The organism is Pseudomonas sp. Irchel s3b2, assembly GCF_900187445.1.
Lineage (GTDB): Bacteria > Pseudomonadota > Gammaproteobacteria > Pseudomonadales > Pseudomonadaceae > Aquipseudomonas.
In genome coordinates, this window is the sequence record NZ_FYEB01000005.1 from 100,016 (window position 1) to 119,975 (window position 19,960).

Genomic DNA, 19,960 nt, shown 5'->3' on the forward strand with positions numbered 1-19,960 from the left:
ATGACTACCCACCCACTACCGCGAAAGTATTCGCAACAGTGGGTGCTGATTGACGGGCAGAACTGCATCACGCCCCGTTGGCATAGTTGCTTATCGATTAACGGTGGAAGTCGTGTCGATCAGTACCGATAGGTTGCCTGCACTGAAATTCCATTCGCACTATTTTCGTAATTGGCACTGTATTCCGGTTGAAGACCGGAGTTGTTCGAGTGCTTTACGGACACTTTGGAATCCCACAGATAACCATAAGCAAAGTCTATCGTCAGGTCAGGGTTCGGCGAATAAGCGCCGCCCAAGGTCACGGCCTGGCGATTCCCGACCGGAACGCGCACGCTGCGATCGGCATTTCTAATGGGCGACGGATCATAGGCGTAGCCTGCGCGCAGTAGCCATTGCTGGTTCAATTGATAGGATGCGCCAACTGCGGTGGACCAAGTGTCGCGCCAGTTCATTTCTTCAGTCACACGCCCCAGGCCAGCCGCCTGGCCCAGGGGGGAAAGACCGCTGTTGACTGCCTCGACCTTCTGGATCCGACTCCAGCGTGTCCAGGTGGCCCCCAGGTATCCGGTCCAGCGATTATTGAATCGATGGGTGATGGACGTATCCACTGATTCGGGCATAGTCAGGTCTATCGTGTTGTCATACTTTCCGTCCAGCGGGATAACGCTCGGGGAGCCGGTAACCTCAGTATGCCCTTCGAGTTCATAGCTCACCTTCGAGTGATAGGTAATCCCCCAACGGGTTGCATCACTCAAGTCAAACAAGACGCCGACGTTGTAGCCAAGTGCCGTGTCATCGCCTTTGATGGTAACCAATGTGTCCTGGCCGTTGTTCAGGGCGCCGGTGGCCAGGTAATTCTGAAGCTTTGCATTGAAACGGTTTATGGTCGGTCCGCCACCAATGGACACGTAATCATTGATCCGATAGGCAATGGTGGGCTGCAGGGTTATTTCCTTGGTCGTGCTGTAGGAGCCATGGTAGCGGCCCTGAAAAGAGCCCTCGTAATCATTGATCAGACCACTCGGAGCATAGAGGCCCAGACCCATCGAAAAACGATCATCAAGCGGCGTCGACATATAGGCGAAGGGCACGACCACCAAAGGTACCGAGTCCCCCTCATTCGTTCCTGGGGCACTGCTCTGCGCATCACTAATGTCGTTGCTCACCGAGACGACCGCCGCCCCGCCGGAAATCTCACTGCGCTTCAACTTGGTCAGGCCTGCAGGATTTCCATAGATCGTGCTGGCGTCCAGCGCGGATGACGACCTTCCCGCATAAGCAGTTCCCGCACTGCTTGCACTTTGTTCGTTCACGCCAATGCCATTGGCGCCTGCAATTGTAGAGGCGCTGAGTAGTGTCATGACACTGGTGAACTTAATCCAGACAGCACACTTTCGCTGTGCAGAGAGGCACGGGATCACACGGCTATTCAGTTTCATTTTCCACCTCTTGTTTATTGTTTTTGTTGATTGCACGCAGGCAAGGCTTCGCCTTCCTGTGCACTTTTCAGTGCTGGTTGGAGTTGATCGAAGTTGTGTTAAACGCCCTGGCCGAACAGCGCCAGGGCACGACTGCTGGACTTACAGATGTAAATCAGAAACTCAATTAAGCCACTCGACTTGAAAGCTATAGCGCCCCAAGAGCGGAGCCAGGACTTCCTGGCCAATTCCGGCCCTGATGCAGGCGACATGCCCACGGCGATTGTCCTGCACGACCTCAACAGCAATATCCAAAAGCCCCAGGCGTTCCACTTCCTCCTGGACTACTTTGGCAATCTCCCGCTGTTGCAAAGCGGGCTTGAATATCTTGCCCACGGCAGTCAGTGGCAACGCATCGAGGATTTCAATGCGCTTGGGAACTGCTGCCCGCTCGCTGATATTGAGATGAGCGAACGCCTCAAGCTCTTCGGCGTTGCAAACTTGCCCGGGGCGCAGTTGAACGTAGGCAACTGGCACCTCGCCCGAGTAGGCATTGGGGCTGCCGATTGCAGCGGCCAAGGCGACGGCGGGATGCGCCTGCAGAGCCTCCTCGATTTGCTTGGGATCGATGTTGTGGCCGCCGCGGATGATCAACTCCTTCTTGCGTCCGGTCAGCCAGAAATAACCCTGCGCATCCTGACGACCCAGATCGCCCGTATTCAGCCAGCGCTGACCGTCGATATCGATCCAAAGGCCCTGGTTATGACGCTCCTCCAGATAGCCATTGAAGAGGTTCGGACCACTGATCGTGATGAGGCCGATCTCATCCACGCTGGCGTCGCGCAGGTACTCTCCAGAATCATTGAGCACGACCGCGCGCATATTCTGGTAGGCGATCCGTATCCCGATAGAGCCGATACGACGCTCGCCATGGGGCGGATTGACTGAGGAAACGCAGGCGCCTTCGGTAAGACCGTAACCTTCAAGGATCTTTAGCCCGGTCCGGCGCTCGAACTCCCGGAAAAGCTCTGCCGGCATGGGTGCGGCGCCACACATTGCATAGCGAAGGCTGGACAGGTCGCGGCCCTCACATTCATTTTGCAGAAGTGCGGCATAGACCGTTGGCACGCCGGAAAAAAAGTTGATACCGAAGTGCTCGACCATCTCCCAGAATCGCGAGATCACCCCCTCGCCACGATACCCATGAGGCGTCCCGAGGATCACATGGTCGCCTTGAGTCCAAGGCATCAGTCCGGTGACCAGTTGCCCATTGACATGAAACAGCGGCAGGCCACAAAAGATAACCTGGCCACCGCTGCGTGGCTGCATATGAGCAGCCATGGCCCATGCATTGAATACTTCCGAGCCATGGGTACGCGCGGCGATCTTCGGGAGCCCGGTGGTGCCGCCCGTACAGATGTAGGAGGAGCACTCATCCTGGCGGATTTGCCGACCACTCTTCAGGTATGTGTGCGGTTGAGTACTCATCAGCGATTGCCAATCGTGGATCGCGATATCTCGGTGTAAGTCTCGTTCCTTCAGTGCCGCTGCTTTCAGGGCCCCACGCACGGGTTCGGCGACATAGGGCTCCATGCTGACCCAAACGACAGACCTGAGCGTAGGCAACTGATCCAGCTGCGAAGCCAGTTTGGGCCACAGATCGCTGCCCGCCGTCGGCGCGAGCGTCACTACCACGGATGCCTTCGCGGCATTCAGCAAGCCAGCTATCTGCTTGGCCTCGAGCAGCGGATTGATCGCCATGACGATGCCCGCCGCCTCCCCGCCCCATATCGTGAAATGGGTTTCCGGCAGATTGGGCAAGATAAAGGCAAGCACCTCGCCCGGTTTTATACCCAGGTCATCGAAGGCATTCGCCGCGCGGGTGATATCCGCGAAAAGCTGCGAGTAGTTCCACTTGTAGGTGCGCCTGAAATCCGCGGCATCGGCGAAGAAGCTAAGCGCCGGTGCCTGGGGGGAGCACCGGGCTGCCTGTCGCAGCGCTTCATAAGTGCTGCAAGCCAGGCCACGCTCCGACAGGGGGACTTGTTCGAGGCTTTCAATGTCATTCAGAGTCTGTACGACCATCAGGCTTCCCCCACGACTCGGTTGCGTTGCACGCCGAGGTCGATCACGCCATCGGCGCTGCGAATACGCGCCTCAACCACGTCACCTGCCTTGAGATATTGCGTCCGGCCCTCCTGCGCCTTGAGGAAAAGCTTCCATTTGGTGGCTTCTGGCATCAGGGCCGCAATACGCTGTTTGGCAGGCGAAGGTACCGTCAGAGCGCAGCCGGCAGGCGTACCGGTGGCGATCAGGTCGCCAACGGCGAGATCTTGCACGGAAGAGAGTTCGGTAAGGGTTTCAGCGGGGCCATAAACCAGGTTGGCCGTGCTGTCGTTCTGTCGCACCTGGCCGTTGACCGTCAGGCGCAGATGCAGCTCTTTCAGGTAACGAATGTTCGTGGCATCCAGAAGGCAGAGGTACGGGCCGACCGGGCCGAAAGTGCGGAAGCTCTTGCCCTTGTAGAACTGCATCTGGGGAATCTGAATGTCACGAGCCGAGTAGTCATTGACGATGACGACGCCTGCGATGAACTCATGCAGATTGGCGTCGGTGACAGCAACAGCGCCGGTGATCGCGCGCTTCATCACAAGCCCCAGTTCGATCTCATAGTCAAGGAAGCGCACGGTGCGCGGCTTGATCAGGTCACTGTCAGCCGCCACCAGGCAACTCGTCGCCTTGGTGAAGATCATGTTGAATTTCTTCGCGTCCGGGTCCATGCCCGATTCGATCATGTGCTGACGATAATTGGCGCCCTGGCAAACGAACTGCTGGTTACGGGTCACCGGCGACAGCAGTTTCACTTCGCCCTCTGCAAGCTCCGTACCTTTCAATTGAGCGAGGTCGTCGATACTGTTCTGGCTAATGAAGTCACCGGTGGTTTCAAAAGTACCGGGAACAACCGTGATACGGCCCTGGCGTAGCACGCCCCAATGGATACCATTCTGAAATTCAAAGCGGACTACGTGTACTGCAGACATTGAAGGCACTCCTGGAGCAGTCTTTGTCTCGCGCTCATCGGCACGAGAATTATGGTGTTGTTCTGAGGGGGGGCTGGCAACGCTGTAGACCAACGAGCCGCCGACGATCAAGGCGCCGGCTTTGAGCACATCCCGACGGCCATACCTGGTTGCATTGCGCGACATGGCGGCAGCTCTACCCGAACATCCGCATGAGTGTTATCAACTTGCGAATGCTCAAGTCCGGACTGCGTCGCAGGTTGCGGAACAGCGCACGCAGATTGGCCAGGCTCATCTTCGGTTTTGTAAAACGCTTGGGCATGCGCTGCCCCCACTGCGCCATTGCCTCGGGGCTCACCGGATGAATGCCCGTAGGCTGTGCAGCCGTAAAAATATCCCCGTCGCAGTAATGCTCGTGCTTATCGCCCCAAGGGTCTTGCCAGTAATCGAAGATCTGACTGCCCAGAATGTGTCGGCCGATGCCCCATGAGTGCTCCCAACCGCGCTCGCGCAGGACGCGCTGCCCCATGCCCACAGCGTCTGCATCGACGACCTCATAGGCGCTATGGCTATAGGTCGCCATGAACCCTTGCGCTATCGCGAGCGTATGGTGAGCCGCGGGAATTTCACCGAGGTCAAGGCGCATGAAGGCGACGATCGGTGTGCCATCGGGGAGTACCTGCACATCGCTGGGAATAAACCCGAAATGCTTTGTATACCAGGCACAGGTCGCCTGGTAGTCAGCCACTTCGATCACGATGTGGCCCAATTTGAGGACTTCAGACGGAGCAATCGGCGGGCGCTGCGTGGCGTTGATTCGCGGCTGCTCCTGCGCCAGATTCCAGGAAAGAGGAGTTCTGTGTCCCAGCGTTATACCTGCAGTCTGGTCGCAAACAGCTTCCACAATGAACCCGGAAGGATCGGTCAGCCTGACGTGATACCCGCCACCAGGATGTTCCGATTTCTCGACCGGTGACGCGCCCGGGACTCGCGTCAGTTTTTCCAGGTCCTTGAGCGACTGGACTGCCAGTCCGAACCCGATAAAACGTGCATGTTCTGCACGATGAACACGGTAACAGTATGCAGTGGCGTCGATGGCGCGCAGGTAAAGTGTATCGGCGTCCTGCTGACTGACCGTCAGGCCGAAGTCCGTCAGGAACCGCGCCGCCTCGTTCAAGTCCGGCCGTTGAAAGATCAGATGAGTCAGATCCTGAGCCTTCACCGTCGGTTGCGGATGCCGGGCAGGTTGTGGTGTCGCTAACCGGGGCATTTCATTTTTGTGGTTCATTGTTCTTGTTTTCCGGGTTTTTAGAGCAAAGCCGTCCCCGCACTCCTGAAAATCAGGGGTGTCTGGTTGGGTCAGTTAACTAACTCAGTCGAGAGAAGGAAGTGCTGGCAACTCTGTGGTTGCCAGCGCACGCGCCTCCTCTGGTGATACACCCAATGCCCGCAGCACTAGCTCGGCCGTGTCAGAGCCCGATTCGCGCCACGTTCTGTGCCCTTCCAGCACCAGGAAAATCGAGCCGAGAACGCTGCTCGATATCAGCGTCAGTACTGAGAGCAATTGCTCCTTTTCAAACGTGTACCGCCCACTGGACAGTCCGCTCAGAAGATCCGTCGTCGCTTGGCTGCTGAACATTTCGCGCAACGAAGAATTGCTCATGGCGAATTTATGTATGAAGGCCCCCCACTGGGAGTCTTCGTGAGCCCGACGAATGAACAATCGAATGCCATTGGCAAGGCGCTGAGCCGGATCAGAGAGGGAATTGAAGCTCTTGTTGACGCGCTCATGCATCTCCTTCGCGAGATGGCTGGCGACCGCCTCGAACAGGCTTTCCATGCTGTCGATGTTGCTATAGACCGTTCCGCGCGCCACGCCGGCCTCTTGTGCGAGGTCGAGAATGTTCACTTGTGAGGTGCCTCTTTCAGCGAACAGGCGAAAGGCGGCTTGATGAATGCGGCGCTGTGTTGGATTTAGGGATTCCACGGTTCTCTCTCCAGGATTACCTTATGGCCTGATTGAACACCCGTGTTCAGTTTACGTCAACAGCGTTTTTTGAATCGAATACGTTTTTCTCAATGAGATCCTTTCTATGGCGCAAAAAGCCGGGTAGCTGGATTGGACATGGCAGGATCGTTGAAGGGTTCTATACATTGACACAATTGAACACGCGTGTTCAGCTATAGCGTGTTTATGGCTCGCCGTCCCGGCAGGTCATAAAGCCGGCCCATCGATGCAAACCAGGACCTCAGCAACCTGAGCAAGCACTGTGCAGACGGTGCTCAAACGGTATGACCCTTAGCGATGGCTGGCCGAATTTTCATCAGCTGAAGGACAGAACATGACCGGCTCAAAGCTCTTCAAACCGCTTCGTTTGCCTAACGGCACGGTGATTCCAAACCGAATCGCCAAGGCTGCCATGGAGGAGAATCTTGCCAATGAGGATCACGCTCCAGGGGAAGCGCTGGTTAAGCTCTATCGGCGTTGGGCGGAGGGTGGTGCCGGCCTGATCATCACTGGCAACGTCATGGTTGATCGCCACGCCTTGACCGGACCGGCTGGCGTGGTGCTTGAGGACGATCGAAACCTGGGCCAATTCAGGCTATGGGCCGATGCTTGCCGCAGTCGCGGAGCCCAGGCCTGGATGCAAATCAATCATCCCGGACGGCAGCTATTGGCTTCCATGGGGCAATCGGCACGGGGCCCCTCCGCGGTGGCTGTCGACATTCCCGGACTATCAAAGGCCTTTGTGCCGCCCAGAGCCTTGAATGAGCAGGAGATCGAAGAGCTGATCGAGCGCTATACCCAGGCTGCAGTGCTGGCTGAGCGTGCCGGATTCACCGGCGTGGAGATTCATGCAGCGCATGGTTACCTGTTCAGCCAGTTCCTTTCGCCCTTGACCAACCGGCGTAGCGACCGCTGGGGTGGCAGTCTGGAAAATCGTGCGCAAATTCTCTTGCGAACCATCGACGCAATACGCCTGCGAGTAGCACCGATCTTTTGCGTCGCGGTGAAGCTCAATTCCGCGGACTTTCAGCGCGGTGGTTTCGATGCCGAGGATGCGGCTCGGGTGGTGGAAATGCTCAACGCCAAGGCGGTCGACCTGGTCGAGTTGTCCGGTGGCAGCTATGAAAGCCCGGCGATGCAGGGGCAAACCCGCGATGGCAGCCGCTTGGCTCGAGAAGCGTATTTTCTCGAGTGCGCGGAAAAAATAGGAGAAATAGCGCGTATGCCGCTGATGGTCACCGGCGGCGTGCGCAGAAAGGAGGTCGCGGAGCGAGTGGTGAGCGGCTCGGTGTCGATGGTGGGCCTTGCCACTGCGCTGGCAATCGAGCCGACCCTGCCAAGCCAGTGGATGGCAGGTCAGGACACCGAAGTGGAGCCCATCGTCGTCCGCTGGAAGAATAAGGCGCTGGCATCGCTTGCAGTGGCCTCGGTGATCAAGAAGCAACTCGGCTTGTTGAGCCAAGGCAAACAGACAAAACCCAGGACGTCGCCACTCATGGCATTGATCGGCAATCAGCTGAAGTCTCGTCGCCAGGCGAAGAACTATCGGCAATGGATTGGCCGGGCTTAGCCGGCCGAGGATGACATCAGGACTAGGGTAGCGGCTTATCGGCGATTTTCTTGGCTTTGGCAGGTGTTACGCCCAGAGCCTTGAGAATCATCTCGGCGACCCGCTGGTCGTGCTCCGCCACCACGCGCCCTTCGACAACCGAGCGCATGGCGCCGGTTGTGCACGATACGACCATGTCCAGGGCGATCCCTTCGTCCTCGTAAGCGAAAGTGCCCGCACGCAGACCATCACGCAAGTCGCCCAGCACATGGGCAGCCAAGCGCGAACGCATGGCCTGATCGGAATGGATGATGCGCAGCAGTGCGTTGGCCCATTGATGGTCGTACGCAGCCCGGCATACGAACATGCGCACGCCAATCGAAAGCCGCTGTGCGCCGCAGCGCACGTCCGAACTCAGGGCGGAAATGGCATCGGAGAACTCGCTCGCCATGGCGATGCCAACCGCCTCGAGTACTTCGTCGCGCGTTCGAAAATAGTTGTAGATGGTGCCGTTGGATACTGCGGCCTCCGAGGCGACATCAAGCAGTGCAATCTCCCCCACTTCCTTACGTGCGACAAGACGCAATGCCGCATCCACCAGGCCGCGACGGGTGCGTTCACGCTTCTTGTGGCCCCGAGTGAGAGGCTCTTGCTCAGTTGCTTCTGAAGGAAAAGTGGGGGAAGGCATCTTCAGGCTCTTAATCGAGGAGGTTCATTGAGGGTAATGGAAACGCTATCGGCAGTGGAATCGGCGCTCCCCATCAGCATCAGGCAGTCTCGAACCAGGCTGCCTGCATCGAAGCCGGGAGCGTGGTGCATAATGATACGGTCGGGGCGGATCGCGACGAGTGTGCCTTTGGCAGCCAGCGGCAGGATGTCATGGTTCAGGTCTTCAATGAAGTCGCAAGCGCCGTCGGAGCGCTGACCGCAGGGTCCGATCTGCAAGAAGTCACCTCCCATCTTTGTCCAGGAAAAGACCTCAGCAGTGCTCAGCAGTGACAATGGGTCAACACCAAATCCAACCAGGGTCAGGTTGTGTCCAAGAGCATCGTCGCTCAGTTGGATCTGCTGTTGCGTGTTGCGAACCCAGGCCTGGGGAAACAGACTGCCACGGACCAGCTTGTCGCCATGACGGTGCTGCACGAACAGGCCGTTTTTGAAGATATTCTTCGGCTTGATATCCAGTTGCTCGAAGTACCTTCTGGTAGCGGGAGTCAACGCCAGCGTGCGCATCAGGCCATGGACGAAGAAAGCTGCGATCTTGTTTCTGGGCATCACCAGGCGGCCCATGAGTTTCGCCAGATTGATCATCGCCTGGGCATGGGGGCGGCGCTCTACGTCATAGCTATCGAGTACTGAAGGCGAGGCTTGGCCGTGAAGGACCCAGGCCAGTTTCCAGGCAAGGTTGGCGCCATCTCGAAGTCCCGCTACGAGACCCTGTCCAACAAAGGGAGGGGTGATGTGGGCGGCATCACCTGCAAGGAAGACTCGCCCCTGGCTGAATTTGTTGCAGCAGCGCGCGTGGAATCGATACACCGCCTTGCGCTCGATTTCCAGCTCCTGCGGATTGACCCATGGCGCGATCAGCCGGGCGATGCTTTCCGGGCTTTCCAGCTCTTCCCGGGATTCGCCTGGGTGCAGCATGAACTCCCAACGCTCCCTTCCGCCGGGCGCGGGCATGTGCGGCGTTGGGCGCTGTGGATCACAGAGAAACTCAACGTGATCAATGGCTGACTTGTGCCGGTTCCTGGCATCGACAATCAGCCAATCCTCTGCATAGGTCTGCCCTTCGAATTCCTGGCCAATCAAGGCCCTGACCTTGGAGCTTGCACCATCCGCACCGACCAGATATCGGGCGCGAATGAAATGCAGATGGCCGTCCTGGTCCCGGACGGAGGCGACGACACAATCCGATTCCTCGACCAGATTCTCGAGCTCGAATCCACCCAGGCTGGTCACTGACTGCAGCCCAGAGACCTGTTTACGCATCGCGTGTTCGAGGTCGGGTTGATAGAAAGTCACCAGTTTGGGGTGGCCGTCGATGCACCCGGCGGTATTGGCCCGACTGAATTGCCCGAGGACCGGGGAGTGCATCTTCACTTCAGGGATAACGATCTTCTCGAAAGCATCTTCCGACAATCCGGCGAGTTGCAGGATGCGAAGCGCCTCGTTGTCCAGAGCGATGGCGCGGGGCATTAGCAAGACCTCATGGGTCTTGTCCAATACCAGTGTCTTCATCCCATAGCGGCCGAGCAGCGCCGCGATTGTCGCCCCTACCGGACCGTTACCGACGACCAGCACATCGACGGCGGTGGGAGGCAGTTCCGTACCTTTCTTGTTGTTGTTCATCTCGAGCCCTTGTTGTGATTGGAGTCGTGAGACGTGGAGTTCTCATTCTCAGGCAAGGTGAAGGTAAGCAATATTGAGATATTTTTCAATATTGATATTTTTGTCATTAGTTTTTTGGGATCATTACCGCACAGTGGTGAGGCCATGTGGGCTGTGTCGAGTGCCAGTTTCCGACCGGTGAGGCTTGGCTTCTGAGCCGATCAGCGTTGTTATTGGAGTGACCTCGTGCCATGCCTCACGGGGGCACACCCATGTTTTAGTCTTCAGGAATCCAACGTGGCGCGTCCGCAGCCCCATCCGAACCCAGTCCAGCTCTGCTTCGTCGAGTTCGAACTCGACGAAGCCAACGCCTGCTTGTTACGTAACGGAGAAGCTGTGGCGTTGGCACCAACGCCCTTCACTCTGCTGTGCGCACTTGCACGCCAACCAGGATCGCTGGTGACCAAGGATGCCTTGCTCGATGCCGTGTGGGGACATCGGTTCGTCAGCGATTCAGTGCTGAAGACGGCCATCAGCGATCTGCGCAAGGTGCTGGGCGACGACTCCAGGCAGCCTCGCTTCATCGAGACTGTGTCGCGGCGCGGCTATCGCTTTATCGCCGCGCCCTCCCCTGGCCCTTCGATGCCGTCGGCATCCGCGACGGTGCCAGCGGCCGATGCGTATCCGTCGCCGCCATTCATTGGTCGCACCGACAAGCTCTCAAGACTGCAGCGGGCGTGGGAGCGGGCTTACGGCGGGCAACGTGCAGTGGTCTGGCTTGCCGGAGAACCGGGGATTGGCAAGACCACGTTGATCGAGCATTTCCTCGCCAGCCTTGGCGACATCGCCTGCGCACGCGGCCATTGCGTGGAGCACTACGGCACCGGCGAGCCGTACCTGCCGGTGCTGGAAGCGTTGGCCGATCTGTGCCGCAGCGACCCCGCCCTGCCGACGCTGATGCGCGCCGTGGCGCCGACCTGGCTGCTGCAACTGCCGTGGCTGAACACCGCGCAAGAGCGAGATGCGTTGCGGCGCGAGCTTGCCGGCATCGGTCCGGATCGCATGTTGCGGGAAATGGGTGAACTGCTGGACCGCTACACCGAGCAACGGCCGCTGTTGCTGATAACCGAAGACCTGCATTGGAGCGATCGGGCGACGGTCCAGCTCATCGACTATGTGGCGCGGCGACGTGGCCGCACGCGGCTTATGTGGCTGGCGAGCTTCCGCGTCGCCGAGGTGGTGGCGCTCGATCACCCGCTCAACTCGTTGCGCCACGAACTGCGCCTGCAACGTCTGTGCGAGGAAGTGGTGCTCGATCCATTCTCGGAAACCGAAGTCGCTGACTATGTCGCGCTGCGTTCGGCCTCGCTGTCGCGCGATGAAGACTTCGTGCGTGCCCTGCACGAACGCACCGACGGTGTGCCGCTGTTCGTGTCGTCAGTCATCAGTGAGGTGATGGACACCACGGACGACGACGCCACCATCGAGGCCCGGCTGGCGGGAATGGCGGTTCCCGAAAACCTCGCGGCCATCATTGATCACTACATCACCAAGCTTGGGCCTGAGCAGCGTGCGCTGCTCTCGGCGGCAGCGGTATGCGGAGTCGAATTCCGGGTCGAGACGGTTTCGCTGGCTCTCGAGCGCGACCTCGCTTCTGTGGCCGACAGCTGTGAGGAACTGGTGCGCGAGCAGGTATGGCTGACGCGGTCACGGGCCGCCGAACTTGAAGAAACGATGGAGCTACCCTACTCGTTCCGGCATGCCCTCTTCCGCCAGGTACTGTACGACCGCACGCCGCGCTCATTGCGCACCCACCTTCATCGCCAGGTTGGCGCTGCGCTCGAACGCGAGCGCACGGCCGGCGTGCCGGTTGCTGCCTCGGAGCTGGCGACGCACTTCGACCGGGCCCGGCAGCCGATGACCGCGCTACGCTACTACGCCGAGGCCGCGGAAGCCGCGCTGCTGCACTTCAGCCCGGCCTTGTGCATCGGCCTCACTGAGCGCGCGATGGTCCTGCTGCGCCAAGCGCCAGAAGGGATAGAGCGCGATACGCTCGAAATCACCTTGGCCACGCTGCAGGGCGTGTCGGCTTTCCACACACTCGGTGTCGGCAGCGAAGCCAGGAACGCGTTCGAACGCGCCTACACGTTGCTAGCGGATGTACCCGAGCATCCGATGCGCGGTCGCCTGCTGCATGGGTTCGGCTATCTGCTCGGTCTGCGCGGCGACTATACGCAGGCGCTGGCGGTAGCGGAACGCGCCGAAGCCCTCTCGTCGGAGGCGAACGATCCAGCGCTCATGCTGGTGGCGTGCATCGTGCAGGGCGAGGTGCATCATCTCCAGGGGCGCACGCAGGCGACCCGCCGATGGCTGGAGCGCGCACTCGCAATCGCCGAGCCGCTAGACATCGGGGCGAACGAGATCTTTGCGGCCGATCCTCAGGTCATGCTGCACGGTATGTTAGCCATAGAACTTGTGCGTTCTGGCCTGGTTGAGCAAGGCCGCGCTCACATGCAGCAGGCGCGGACCCGCGCACAAACACTTCGCCAGCCTATGACCTGGTTGGTCGCCACCTGGCAGGAGGTGTTGATCGAGGTGCGGATGGGAAACCCGCTGCGGGTGGCAGCGCTGGCTGACGACATGCAGACATTGGTCGATGAGTATTCGCTCGCGCTGGGGCGCACGGCTTGCCGCTGGTGGCGCGGCTGGGCCAACGCGCGCAACGGCGCGCCGCGCGATGGCTACCGCAGCATCCGCGAGGCCTACGACGAACACAGCGGACTCGGCATGCGCTCCGGTGCCAGCGAGGTGCTCGGCTATGCCGCCGAGGCGTTGCTGCTGGCGGGTGATTGCGACGCTGCGCAAGTCGAGCTACAGGAAGCCCTACGGGTGGGGGAAGAACTGGGCGAGCGCGTGTACCTGCCGCAACTGTTGCTGCTGGAAGCATCGATTGCGCGGATGCAGGGCCGGATCGATGCCGGCAGCATCGCCGTGCGGCGTGCGGTTGAGGAGGCTCGCATCCAGGAAGCACCGTGGCTGGAACTGCAGGCGCTGGTAGAACTGTGTGAGCAATACGACGCCACGACCGAGGACCGCCAAGCCCTGGCGGCGCTGGTTGACCAGTTGCCCGAAACAGATGGAACCGAGCTGGTGAAACAAGCGCGCTCGCTGCTTCAGGTTGCAAAGTCTGATTGAAAAGTTAAGGACACAGACCTGTGGGAGCGAGCCTGCTCGCGATGGCGGCGGGTCAGCCAATATTGATGCTGAATGTACCGCCGTCATCGCGAGCAGGCTCGCTCCCACAAGTTCGCGGTGTTCAAGTCCTTAACTTACCGGCATTAATTTCTGTGGGAGCGGCGCTGTCCCGACCGAAGTCTGACCTTTCGCTTACGACTCGCCCAAGGGGACGGCCTACGCTGTCGTCGAACTTTCTTGCCCCCTGGTCTGCGATGAGCCTGAACCCTGAATCCAAGTACCCGAACCGCCGCTCGTACGTCGTGAAGCTGCGTAGCGATGCCACGCCCGGGGCCCTCGCGGGCCGTCTTGAAAACCTGGTCACCGGGCGTCAGCACGAGTTTTCGTCCGCCGATGAGTTGCTGGAGTCGATTGACTCGGACCTCATGTCGGCGGCCGGCGAGCACCCGACAGATGCCGACGGCGAGTGACGCCTCCAACATGAATGAGTGCTCGATATGGCGACCGAACGGCGACGCTTCGCTGACGATTTCGCGCACACCGGGCCCTACGCTGATGCCACCTCGAATCTACACGAGTCCAATCCGATGCCGCGACTTCCAACCTCCCATCCGCTGATCCGCCACGCCGGGCAGACGCCCCTGCAACATGCCGAACGCCTGCTCGGCGTCGTCGTGGGCGCGGCGCTCGCCGCGTCTATCGCCCTGCTCTTGACCGGTTGTTCCACAGAGGTCGCCAAGCCGTCGGTAGACCTGCCGGGCAAGTTCGCCGCAAGCACGGCCTCCGAAATGGAACCCGAAGCCGCGTGGTGGGAGACGTTCAACGACCCGGTGTTGACGGATCTGGTGCGCCGCGCGATGCACGAGAACCGTGACATCAAGATCGCCGCCGAGCGTGTGCGCACCGCTCGCGCCGGTGAGACGATCAGTCGCTCCTGGCTCTTTCCGAGTATCGGAATGTCCGCGTTCGGCTCCGACCGTAGCAGCGGCTACGACACTACCAAGAAGCAGGCTTATCCAGACACCAAGACTGTGGGCGCAGGCTTGGACGTCTCGTGGGAACTTGACCTGAGTGGACGCCTGCGCGCTGGCGCGGAAGCGGCCGAAGCCGAAGCACTGGCCGCAGAGGACGGCGTGCGCGGCGTGCGCCTGCTGGTGATGAGCGACGTCGCCAGCAACTACTTCACGCTGGTCGGCGCACTGCGCCAGGCCGAAACATTACGCGCGATCTCGACGGCGCAAGACGAAACACTGCGCCTGGTTAATGCACGCCACCGTGTAGGGTTGGCGACCTCCTTCGACGTCGAGCGTGCGCAAACCGATGCCGCATCGGCGCGCGCGCAGATCCCACCTCTGGAGACGCTGGCAGCCGTATCGCGACACCGCATCGCGGTACTGATCGGTGACCAGGCCTTTAATGCCACGAGCATCCAGCCCTCCCGTAGCAACTCGGTGGCGCCCGAAGCCCGCCAGGGCCAACCCGCCACCCTGCTACAGCGCCGGCCTGATGTATTGGCGCTGATGGCGCAGCTCGATGCCGCCAATGCACGCCGTAAACAAGCCGCGGCTGAGTGGTTCCCGCGACTGTTCCTCGGTGCATCCTACGGCCGCCAGGGCCTTGAGCTGAACGGTCTGGATCTGGGTGCCGCTCGCTTCACCAATGTGGCCGGCCTGCTCGCGATGCCGATCTTCAACGCCGGGCGCACACGCGCCATCAACGAGGTCGCCGAGAGCGGCCAGCGTGAGGCGCTACTGCGCGCCGAGGACGGCATTGTGCGCGCGCTCGAGGATGTGGAGAACGCCCTCGTCACGCAGACGCAAGAGCGTCAGCGCGCCCAGTCGTTGCGGTCGGCCACCGAGTCTGCGGAAGCAGCGCTGAGCCACGCGCAGTCGCTCTACGACAGGGGGCAGATCGACCTGTTGCCGCTGCTGGACGCGCAACGGGTGCGCTTGTCGGTGCGCCTGAGCGCCAACGACAGCAACACCCGCCTGCTGCTCGATAGCGTGCAGCTCTACAAAGCACTGGGCGGAGGCTGGCAGGTGTTCGAGCAACCCGTCACTCCCACCGCAGCCACCAAAGCCGACCGGCCACCACTTTCTTAAGAAACTGCCTTTTTCAAAGAGGAACCGCCTTGAAAACCTCCCTTACTGCGGCCGGCGCTTTGGCCGTAGCCGTCATGCTGTCCGCGTGCAGCCCGGACCAGCCGACCGTTCAGGCACCACGACCGGTACGCACCGTTGAAATCAGTTATGACAACGCCCGCGACATCAGTCGCTACGTGGGCACCGTACAGTCGCGACATGAAGTCGACCAGGCCTTCCGCGTGGGCGGCAAAGTCGCCCAGCGCAACGTCGATGTAGGCCAGTTTGTGCGCGAAGGCAGCATCCTGGCTGTGCTGGATGACAGCGACTACCGCCTCGCTGAGGAAGCCTCGCGACAACAATGGGCGGTCGCCGTCGAGCAGACGCGCCAGGCCGACTCGGACCGTCAGCGCCTGACCGCGCTGAAGGCTGACGGCTCAGTCAGTGCAGCCGACGACGAGCGCGCACATACAAATGCCCAGACCGCGCATGCAACCGCTGAAGCCGAGGCGCGAAAGCTCGAGCTTGCGCGCAACCGGCTCAAGTACACCGTGCTGCGCGCCTCGCGTAGCGGCGTCGTCACGGCCGTGCGCTTTGAGGCCGGACAGGTCGTTCCGGAGGGCCAACCGGTTGTCTCGATCGCGAATCCGGATGAATCCGAGATCGTCATCGATGTGCCCGAGGATCAGCTGTCCGCCTTCAAGGAGGCGCGTTTCAAGGCCTCGCTGGCCAGTGCGCCGAATGAGATCTTCGATGTCACGCTGCGCGAGCTGTCGCCGCAGGCCGCGGCGCAAACGCGCACCTATCGCGCACGGCTCAAACCGATGCAGGCGCTGCCGCTGGGCGCCACTGCCACTGTAACGGCCGAGCGCGTGATGACCAGTGTCTCGGTGGCGGCAGTGCCAGCCACGGCACTGACGCAAAGCGGCGGCCAGCCTGCGCTGTGGGTGGTCACGCCCGTGGGCAAGGATCCGGTAGGCGTCGTCGAACTGGTGCAGGTGGCGGTGTTGGGCTACCGCAACGACGAGGTGCTCGTCTCCGGGCCGCAGGCCGGCGCATTGGTCGTCACCGCCGGGGTGCAGAAGATGGCATCCGGACTGAAGGTCGCGCTTCCCGGCGCGGCGATTGTTGACGCGAACACCACGCAGCAGGCCACCCGATGAACAACATCAACCTCACCGACTGGGCGCTGCGCCATCGCGCCATCGTCCTGTTCATGCTCCTCATTGTCGCGGTGGCCGGCGCCTTCAGCTTCACCAGGCTCGGTCAGCTCGAGGATCCGAACTTTTCCGTGCCATCCATGACCGCCATGGTCATCTGGCCAGGCGCCACCGCCCAGCAGATGCAGGACCAGGTCCTCAACCGCATGGAGAAGAAATTCGAGCAGATCGACAACTTCGAGAAGGTTGTCACCTACGCGCGGCAAGGCTACGCCGGCATGACGCTGACCGTGCGCGGTGGCACCTCCAAGGCAGACCAGCGCGAGGCCTGGTACCAGGCGCGCAAGAAACTCAACGACCTGAGCCGCGAGCTGCCTGACGGTGTGATCGGCCCGATCGTAAACGACGAATACGGCGACGTGTATGGCCTGATGTACGCGGTCAAGGGCGACGGTGTCGGTCACGCCGACCTGTCGGATGCGGCCGAGGACATCAAGCGCCGCATGCTGAAGGTGCCAATGGTCAAGAAGATTGATCTCATCGGCAAGCAGGCCAAGCGTATCTACGTCGAGTTCTCGCACGAGCGCCTGGCAGCGCTGGGCATTACACCGTTGGCCATCGCCGAAAGCCTCAAGAGCCAGAACGTCATGTTGCCTGCAGGCCAGATCGACACCCGCGGCGACCGTGTCATGGTGCGCGTGAGCGGCCAGTTCGCCAGCGAAGAGGCTATCCGCAACGTGCCCATCGCCGCAGGCGGCCGGCTGATCAAGCTCGGCGACATTGCGACGGTTACACGTGGCTTCGAGGATCCGCCGACCTACACGGTGCGTCACAACGGCCAGCCAGTGCTGATGCTCGGCATCACGATGACCAGCGACGGCAACATCGTGGACCTTGGCAAGGCGATGGACACGGCAGTCGCCAACATCCAGTCGGAGCTTCCACATGGCGTGGAGCTTGAGCTCGTGGCCGACCAGCCAACCACGGTGAAGGATGCAATCCTGGACTTCGGGCGCGCGCTGGCCGAGGCGCTGATCATCGTGATCGCGGTGAGCCTGGCCAGCCTGGGCTGGCGCGCCGGCCTCGTGGTCGCCACCACGGTGCCGCTAGTGCTGGGCGGCGTGGCACTGGTGATGCTGGCGATGGGCTGGAACCTGGAGCGTATCTCGCTCGGCTCGCTGATTATCGCGTTGGGACTGCTGGTGGATGACGCCATCATCGCCATCGAGATGATGGTGGCGAAGATGGAAACCGGCATGGACCGCGTAAAAGCGGCTGCCTTCTCCTATCAGTCCACCGCCATGCCGCGCCTGACCGGCGCACTCATCACCGTCGTGGGCTTCCTGCCGATCGGCCTCTCGAAGTCCACCACCGGCGAGTACGCGGGTGGCATTTTCTGGATCGTCGGCGCCGCGGTGCTGTTCTCGTGGATTTGTTCCGGCATCTTCACGCCGTACCTGGCGGTCAAGATGCTGCCCAACGACTTGGGCAAGCATCAGCACGGTGATCTGTACGACACGAAGTTCTACCGCACCCTGCGCCGCCTGATCGACGCCGCCATCGAGCGTCGCTGGGTGGTCATCGGTGCGACGTTTGGCGCTCTGGTGCTTGCCCTGGCCTGTATCAAGCTGGTGCCGCAGCAATTCTTCCCCAACAGTTCGCGCCCTGAACTGGTCATTGACCTGCGCGTCAAGGAAGGCGCCTCGTTCGCCGCGACGACCGAGCAGGTCAAGCACATGGAGGAGATCCTAGCGAAGGACGAGGACGTGCGTTTCTACACCGCCTACACCGGCGCCGGCGCACCGCGCTTCTATCTCTCGCTCAACCCCGAGTTGCCGAATCCGGGATTCGCCCAGTTCGTTGTGATGACCAAGGACCTGGATGCACGCGAGCGGGTACGTGCACGGCTGGTGACCTCAGCCGACCAACAATTCCCACAGGCGTGGGTGCGCGTGACCCGGCTCGAGTTGGGGCCGCCTGTCGGCTACCCGGTGCAGTTCCGTGTCGTCGGTCCCGATACCCAGGTGGTACGCCAGATCGCCCGCGACGTGGAGAAGGTGGTTGCGTCCAACCCGAAGGTGCGCGACCTCCAGCTCGACTGGAATGACCCGGTGCGTACGCTGAAAGTGGAGCTTGATCAGGACAAGGCGAGCGCGCTTGGCCTCACGCCGGCCGACGTGTCGCTGGCGACCCAGACCGTGATGAACGGCGCAACCCTGTCGCAACTGCGTGAGCGCGAGGACCTGATCGACATCGTGGCCCGTGCCGTGCCTGAAGAGCGCTTGAGCCTCGACACACTGAAAGACATCAACCTTTACACGCGCCAGGGCACGGTGGTGCCACTGTCGCAAGTCGCACAAGTGCGCTCTGGGCTGGAAGAACCAGTGCTGTGGCGCCGCAACCGCGACATGGCGATCACGGTGCGTGCCGACGTGAAGGATGGTGAGCAAGGTGTATCGGTGACGCAGGAAATCCAGCCATTGCTTAAGGATATCGAGGCGAAGCTGCCGTCGGGCTACCGCATCGACGTGGGCGGCGCGGTGGAGGAAAGTGACAAGGCCAACAAGGCACTGCTGGCGGTGGCTCCGCTGATGCTGATCAGCATCCTGCTGCTGCTTATGCTGCAACTGCAGAGCTTCTCTCGCATGTGGATGGTGGTGCTGACCGCACCGCTGGGCCTGATCGGTGTGGTGCCGGCGCTGCTGGTGTTCCAGTCGCCGCTGGGCTTCGTCGCAATCCTGGGCATCATCGCACTGGGTGGCATGATCATGCGCAACTCGGTGATCCTGATCGATCAGGTACAAACCGAGATCGCCGAAGGGCGCGACCCGTGGAATGCTGTGCTGGATGCCGCCATTCACCGAGCCCGTCCGGTGATGCTGACGGCGCTGGCTACCGTGCTCGCAATGATCCCGCTAACACGCAGTGTGTTCTGGGGGCCGATGGCAATTGCGATCATGGGCGGCCTTACCGTGGCGACGCTACTGACAATCTTCTTCGTCCCGGCGTTGTACGCCGCATGGTTCAAGGTGGGTCGCCAGCCTGCCGCCGACACCCAACAGGTGATGAGGGACGCCGCGCTCGCTTCTGAGTGAGGGATGCCGTGACACCCCGACGTCTCCGCTGTTAGAAAGGCTTGCTCAGCGCTGTTTCTGAAAACAATCGAGGTCAGCCGCGAGGTTCTGCGAACGTTACTTTCTT

The 19,960-nt window shown here is 60.8% G+C and carries 13 protein-coding genes; 6 read left to right on the plus strand and 7 right to left on the minus strand.

Going from position 1 to position 19,960, the window contains the following annotated elements:
• Positions 1 to 119: 119 nt before the first annotated feature.
• The 5 genes from CKW20_RS13850 to CKW20_RS13870 form a co-directional block, all read right to left on the minus strand.
• Positions 120 to 1,439 carry an outer membrane protein transport protein gene (locus CKW20_RS13850; protein ID WP_095053407.1) on the minus strand — a complete coding sequence of 440 codons (1,320 nt, stop codon included), beginning with the start codon at positions 1,437 to 1,439 and terminating at the stop codon, positions 120 to 122.
• Between the two features lie 162 nt (positions 1,440 to 1,601).
• A complete protein-coding gene (locus CKW20_RS13855) occupies positions 1,602 to 3,503 on the minus strand; it encodes an acyl-CoA synthetase (protein ID WP_095053408.1) in 1,902 nt (633 codons plus the stop codon).
• A complete protein-coding gene (locus CKW20_RS13860; RefSeq protein ID WP_095053409.1) occupies positions 3,503 to 4,459 on the minus strand; it encodes a fumarylacetoacetate hydrolase family protein in 957 nt (318 codons plus the stop codon). Before CKW20_RS13860 ends, CKW20_RS13855 begins: the two co-directional genes overlap by 1 nt.
• A gap of 175 nt (positions 4,460 to 4,634) precedes the next feature.
• Positions 4,635 to 5,726 (minus strand): VOC family protein, encoded by a 1,092-nt coding sequence (locus CKW20_RS13865; protein ID WP_095053410.1) that lies wholly within the window; start codon positions 5,724 to 5,726, stop codon positions 4,635 to 4,637.
• A gap of 84 nt (positions 5,727 to 5,810) precedes the next feature.
• The gene (locus CKW20_RS13870) at positions 5,811 to 6,425 is read right to left on the minus strand and encodes a TetR/AcrR family transcriptional regulator (protein WP_095053411.1); all 615 of its coding nucleotides are present in this window, start codon (positions 6,423 to 6,425) and stop codon (positions 5,811 to 5,813) included.
• A gap of 355 nt (positions 6,426 to 6,780) precedes the next feature.
• On the opposite strand from CKW20_RS13870, the gene CKW20_RS13875 reads away from it, so the two are divergent.
• A complete protein-coding gene (locus CKW20_RS13875; protein ID WP_095053412.1) occupies positions 6,781 to 8,016 on the plus strand; it encodes an NADH:flavin oxidoreductase/NADH oxidase family protein in 1,236 nt (411 codons plus the stop codon).
• Between the two features lie 22 nt (positions 8,017 to 8,038).
• On the opposite strand, the gene CKW20_RS13880 is transcribed toward CKW20_RS13875, so the two are convergent.
• Positions 8,039 to 8,683 (minus strand): TetR/AcrR family transcriptional regulator, encoded by a 645-nt coding sequence (locus tag CKW20_RS13880; protein ID WP_095053413.1) that lies wholly within the window; start codon positions 8,681 to 8,683, stop codon positions 8,039 to 8,041.
• Positions 8,684 to 8,685: 2 nt separating this feature from the next.
• Positions 8,686 to 10,344, minus strand: coding sequence for a bifunctional 3-(3-hydroxy-phenyl)propionate/3-hydroxycinnamic acid hydroxylase (locus CKW20_RS13885; RefSeq protein WP_095053414.1), 1,659 nt, complete (start codon positions 10,342 to 10,344; stop codon positions 8,686 to 8,688).
• A 276-nt stretch (positions 10,345 to 10,620) separates the two neighbouring features.
• Between CKW20_RS13885 and CKW20_RS13890 the strand changes: the two genes are divergently transcribed.
• From CKW20_RS13890 to CKW20_RS13910, 5 genes are all read left to right on the plus strand, one after another.
• Positions 10,621 to 13,518 (plus strand): AAA family ATPase, encoded by a 2,898-nt coding sequence (locus CKW20_RS13890; RefSeq protein ID WP_095053415.1) that lies wholly within the window; start codon positions 10,621 to 10,623, stop codon positions 13,516 to 13,518.
• Between the two features lie 254 nt (positions 13,519 to 13,772).
• Entirely contained in the window at positions 13,773 to 13,988 is a 216-nt protein-coding gene (locus tag CKW20_RS13895; RefSeq protein WP_095053416.1) for a hypothetical protein, read from the plus strand.
• A gap of 117 nt (positions 13,989 to 14,105) precedes the next feature.
• Complete coding sequence (locus CKW20_RS13900) at positions 14,106 to 15,620, plus strand: efflux transporter outer membrane subunit (protein WP_095053650.1); 1,515 nt, start codon at positions 14,106 to 14,108, stop codon at positions 15,618 to 15,620.
• A gap of 29 nt (positions 15,621 to 15,649) precedes the next feature.
• Positions 15,650 to 16,762, plus strand: coding sequence for an efflux RND transporter periplasmic adaptor subunit (locus tag CKW20_RS13905; RefSeq protein WP_095053417.1), 1,113 nt, complete (start codon positions 15,650 to 15,652; stop codon positions 16,760 to 16,762).
• Positions 16,759 to 19,854 carry an efflux RND transporter permease subunit gene (locus tag CKW20_RS13910; protein WP_095053418.1) on the plus strand — a complete coding sequence of 1,032 codons (3,096 nt, stop codon included), beginning with the start codon at positions 16,759 to 16,761 and terminating at the stop codon, positions 19,852 to 19,854. Before CKW20_RS13905 ends, CKW20_RS13910 begins: the two co-directional genes overlap by 4 nt.
• Positions 19,855 to 19,960: the final 106 nt, after the last annotated feature.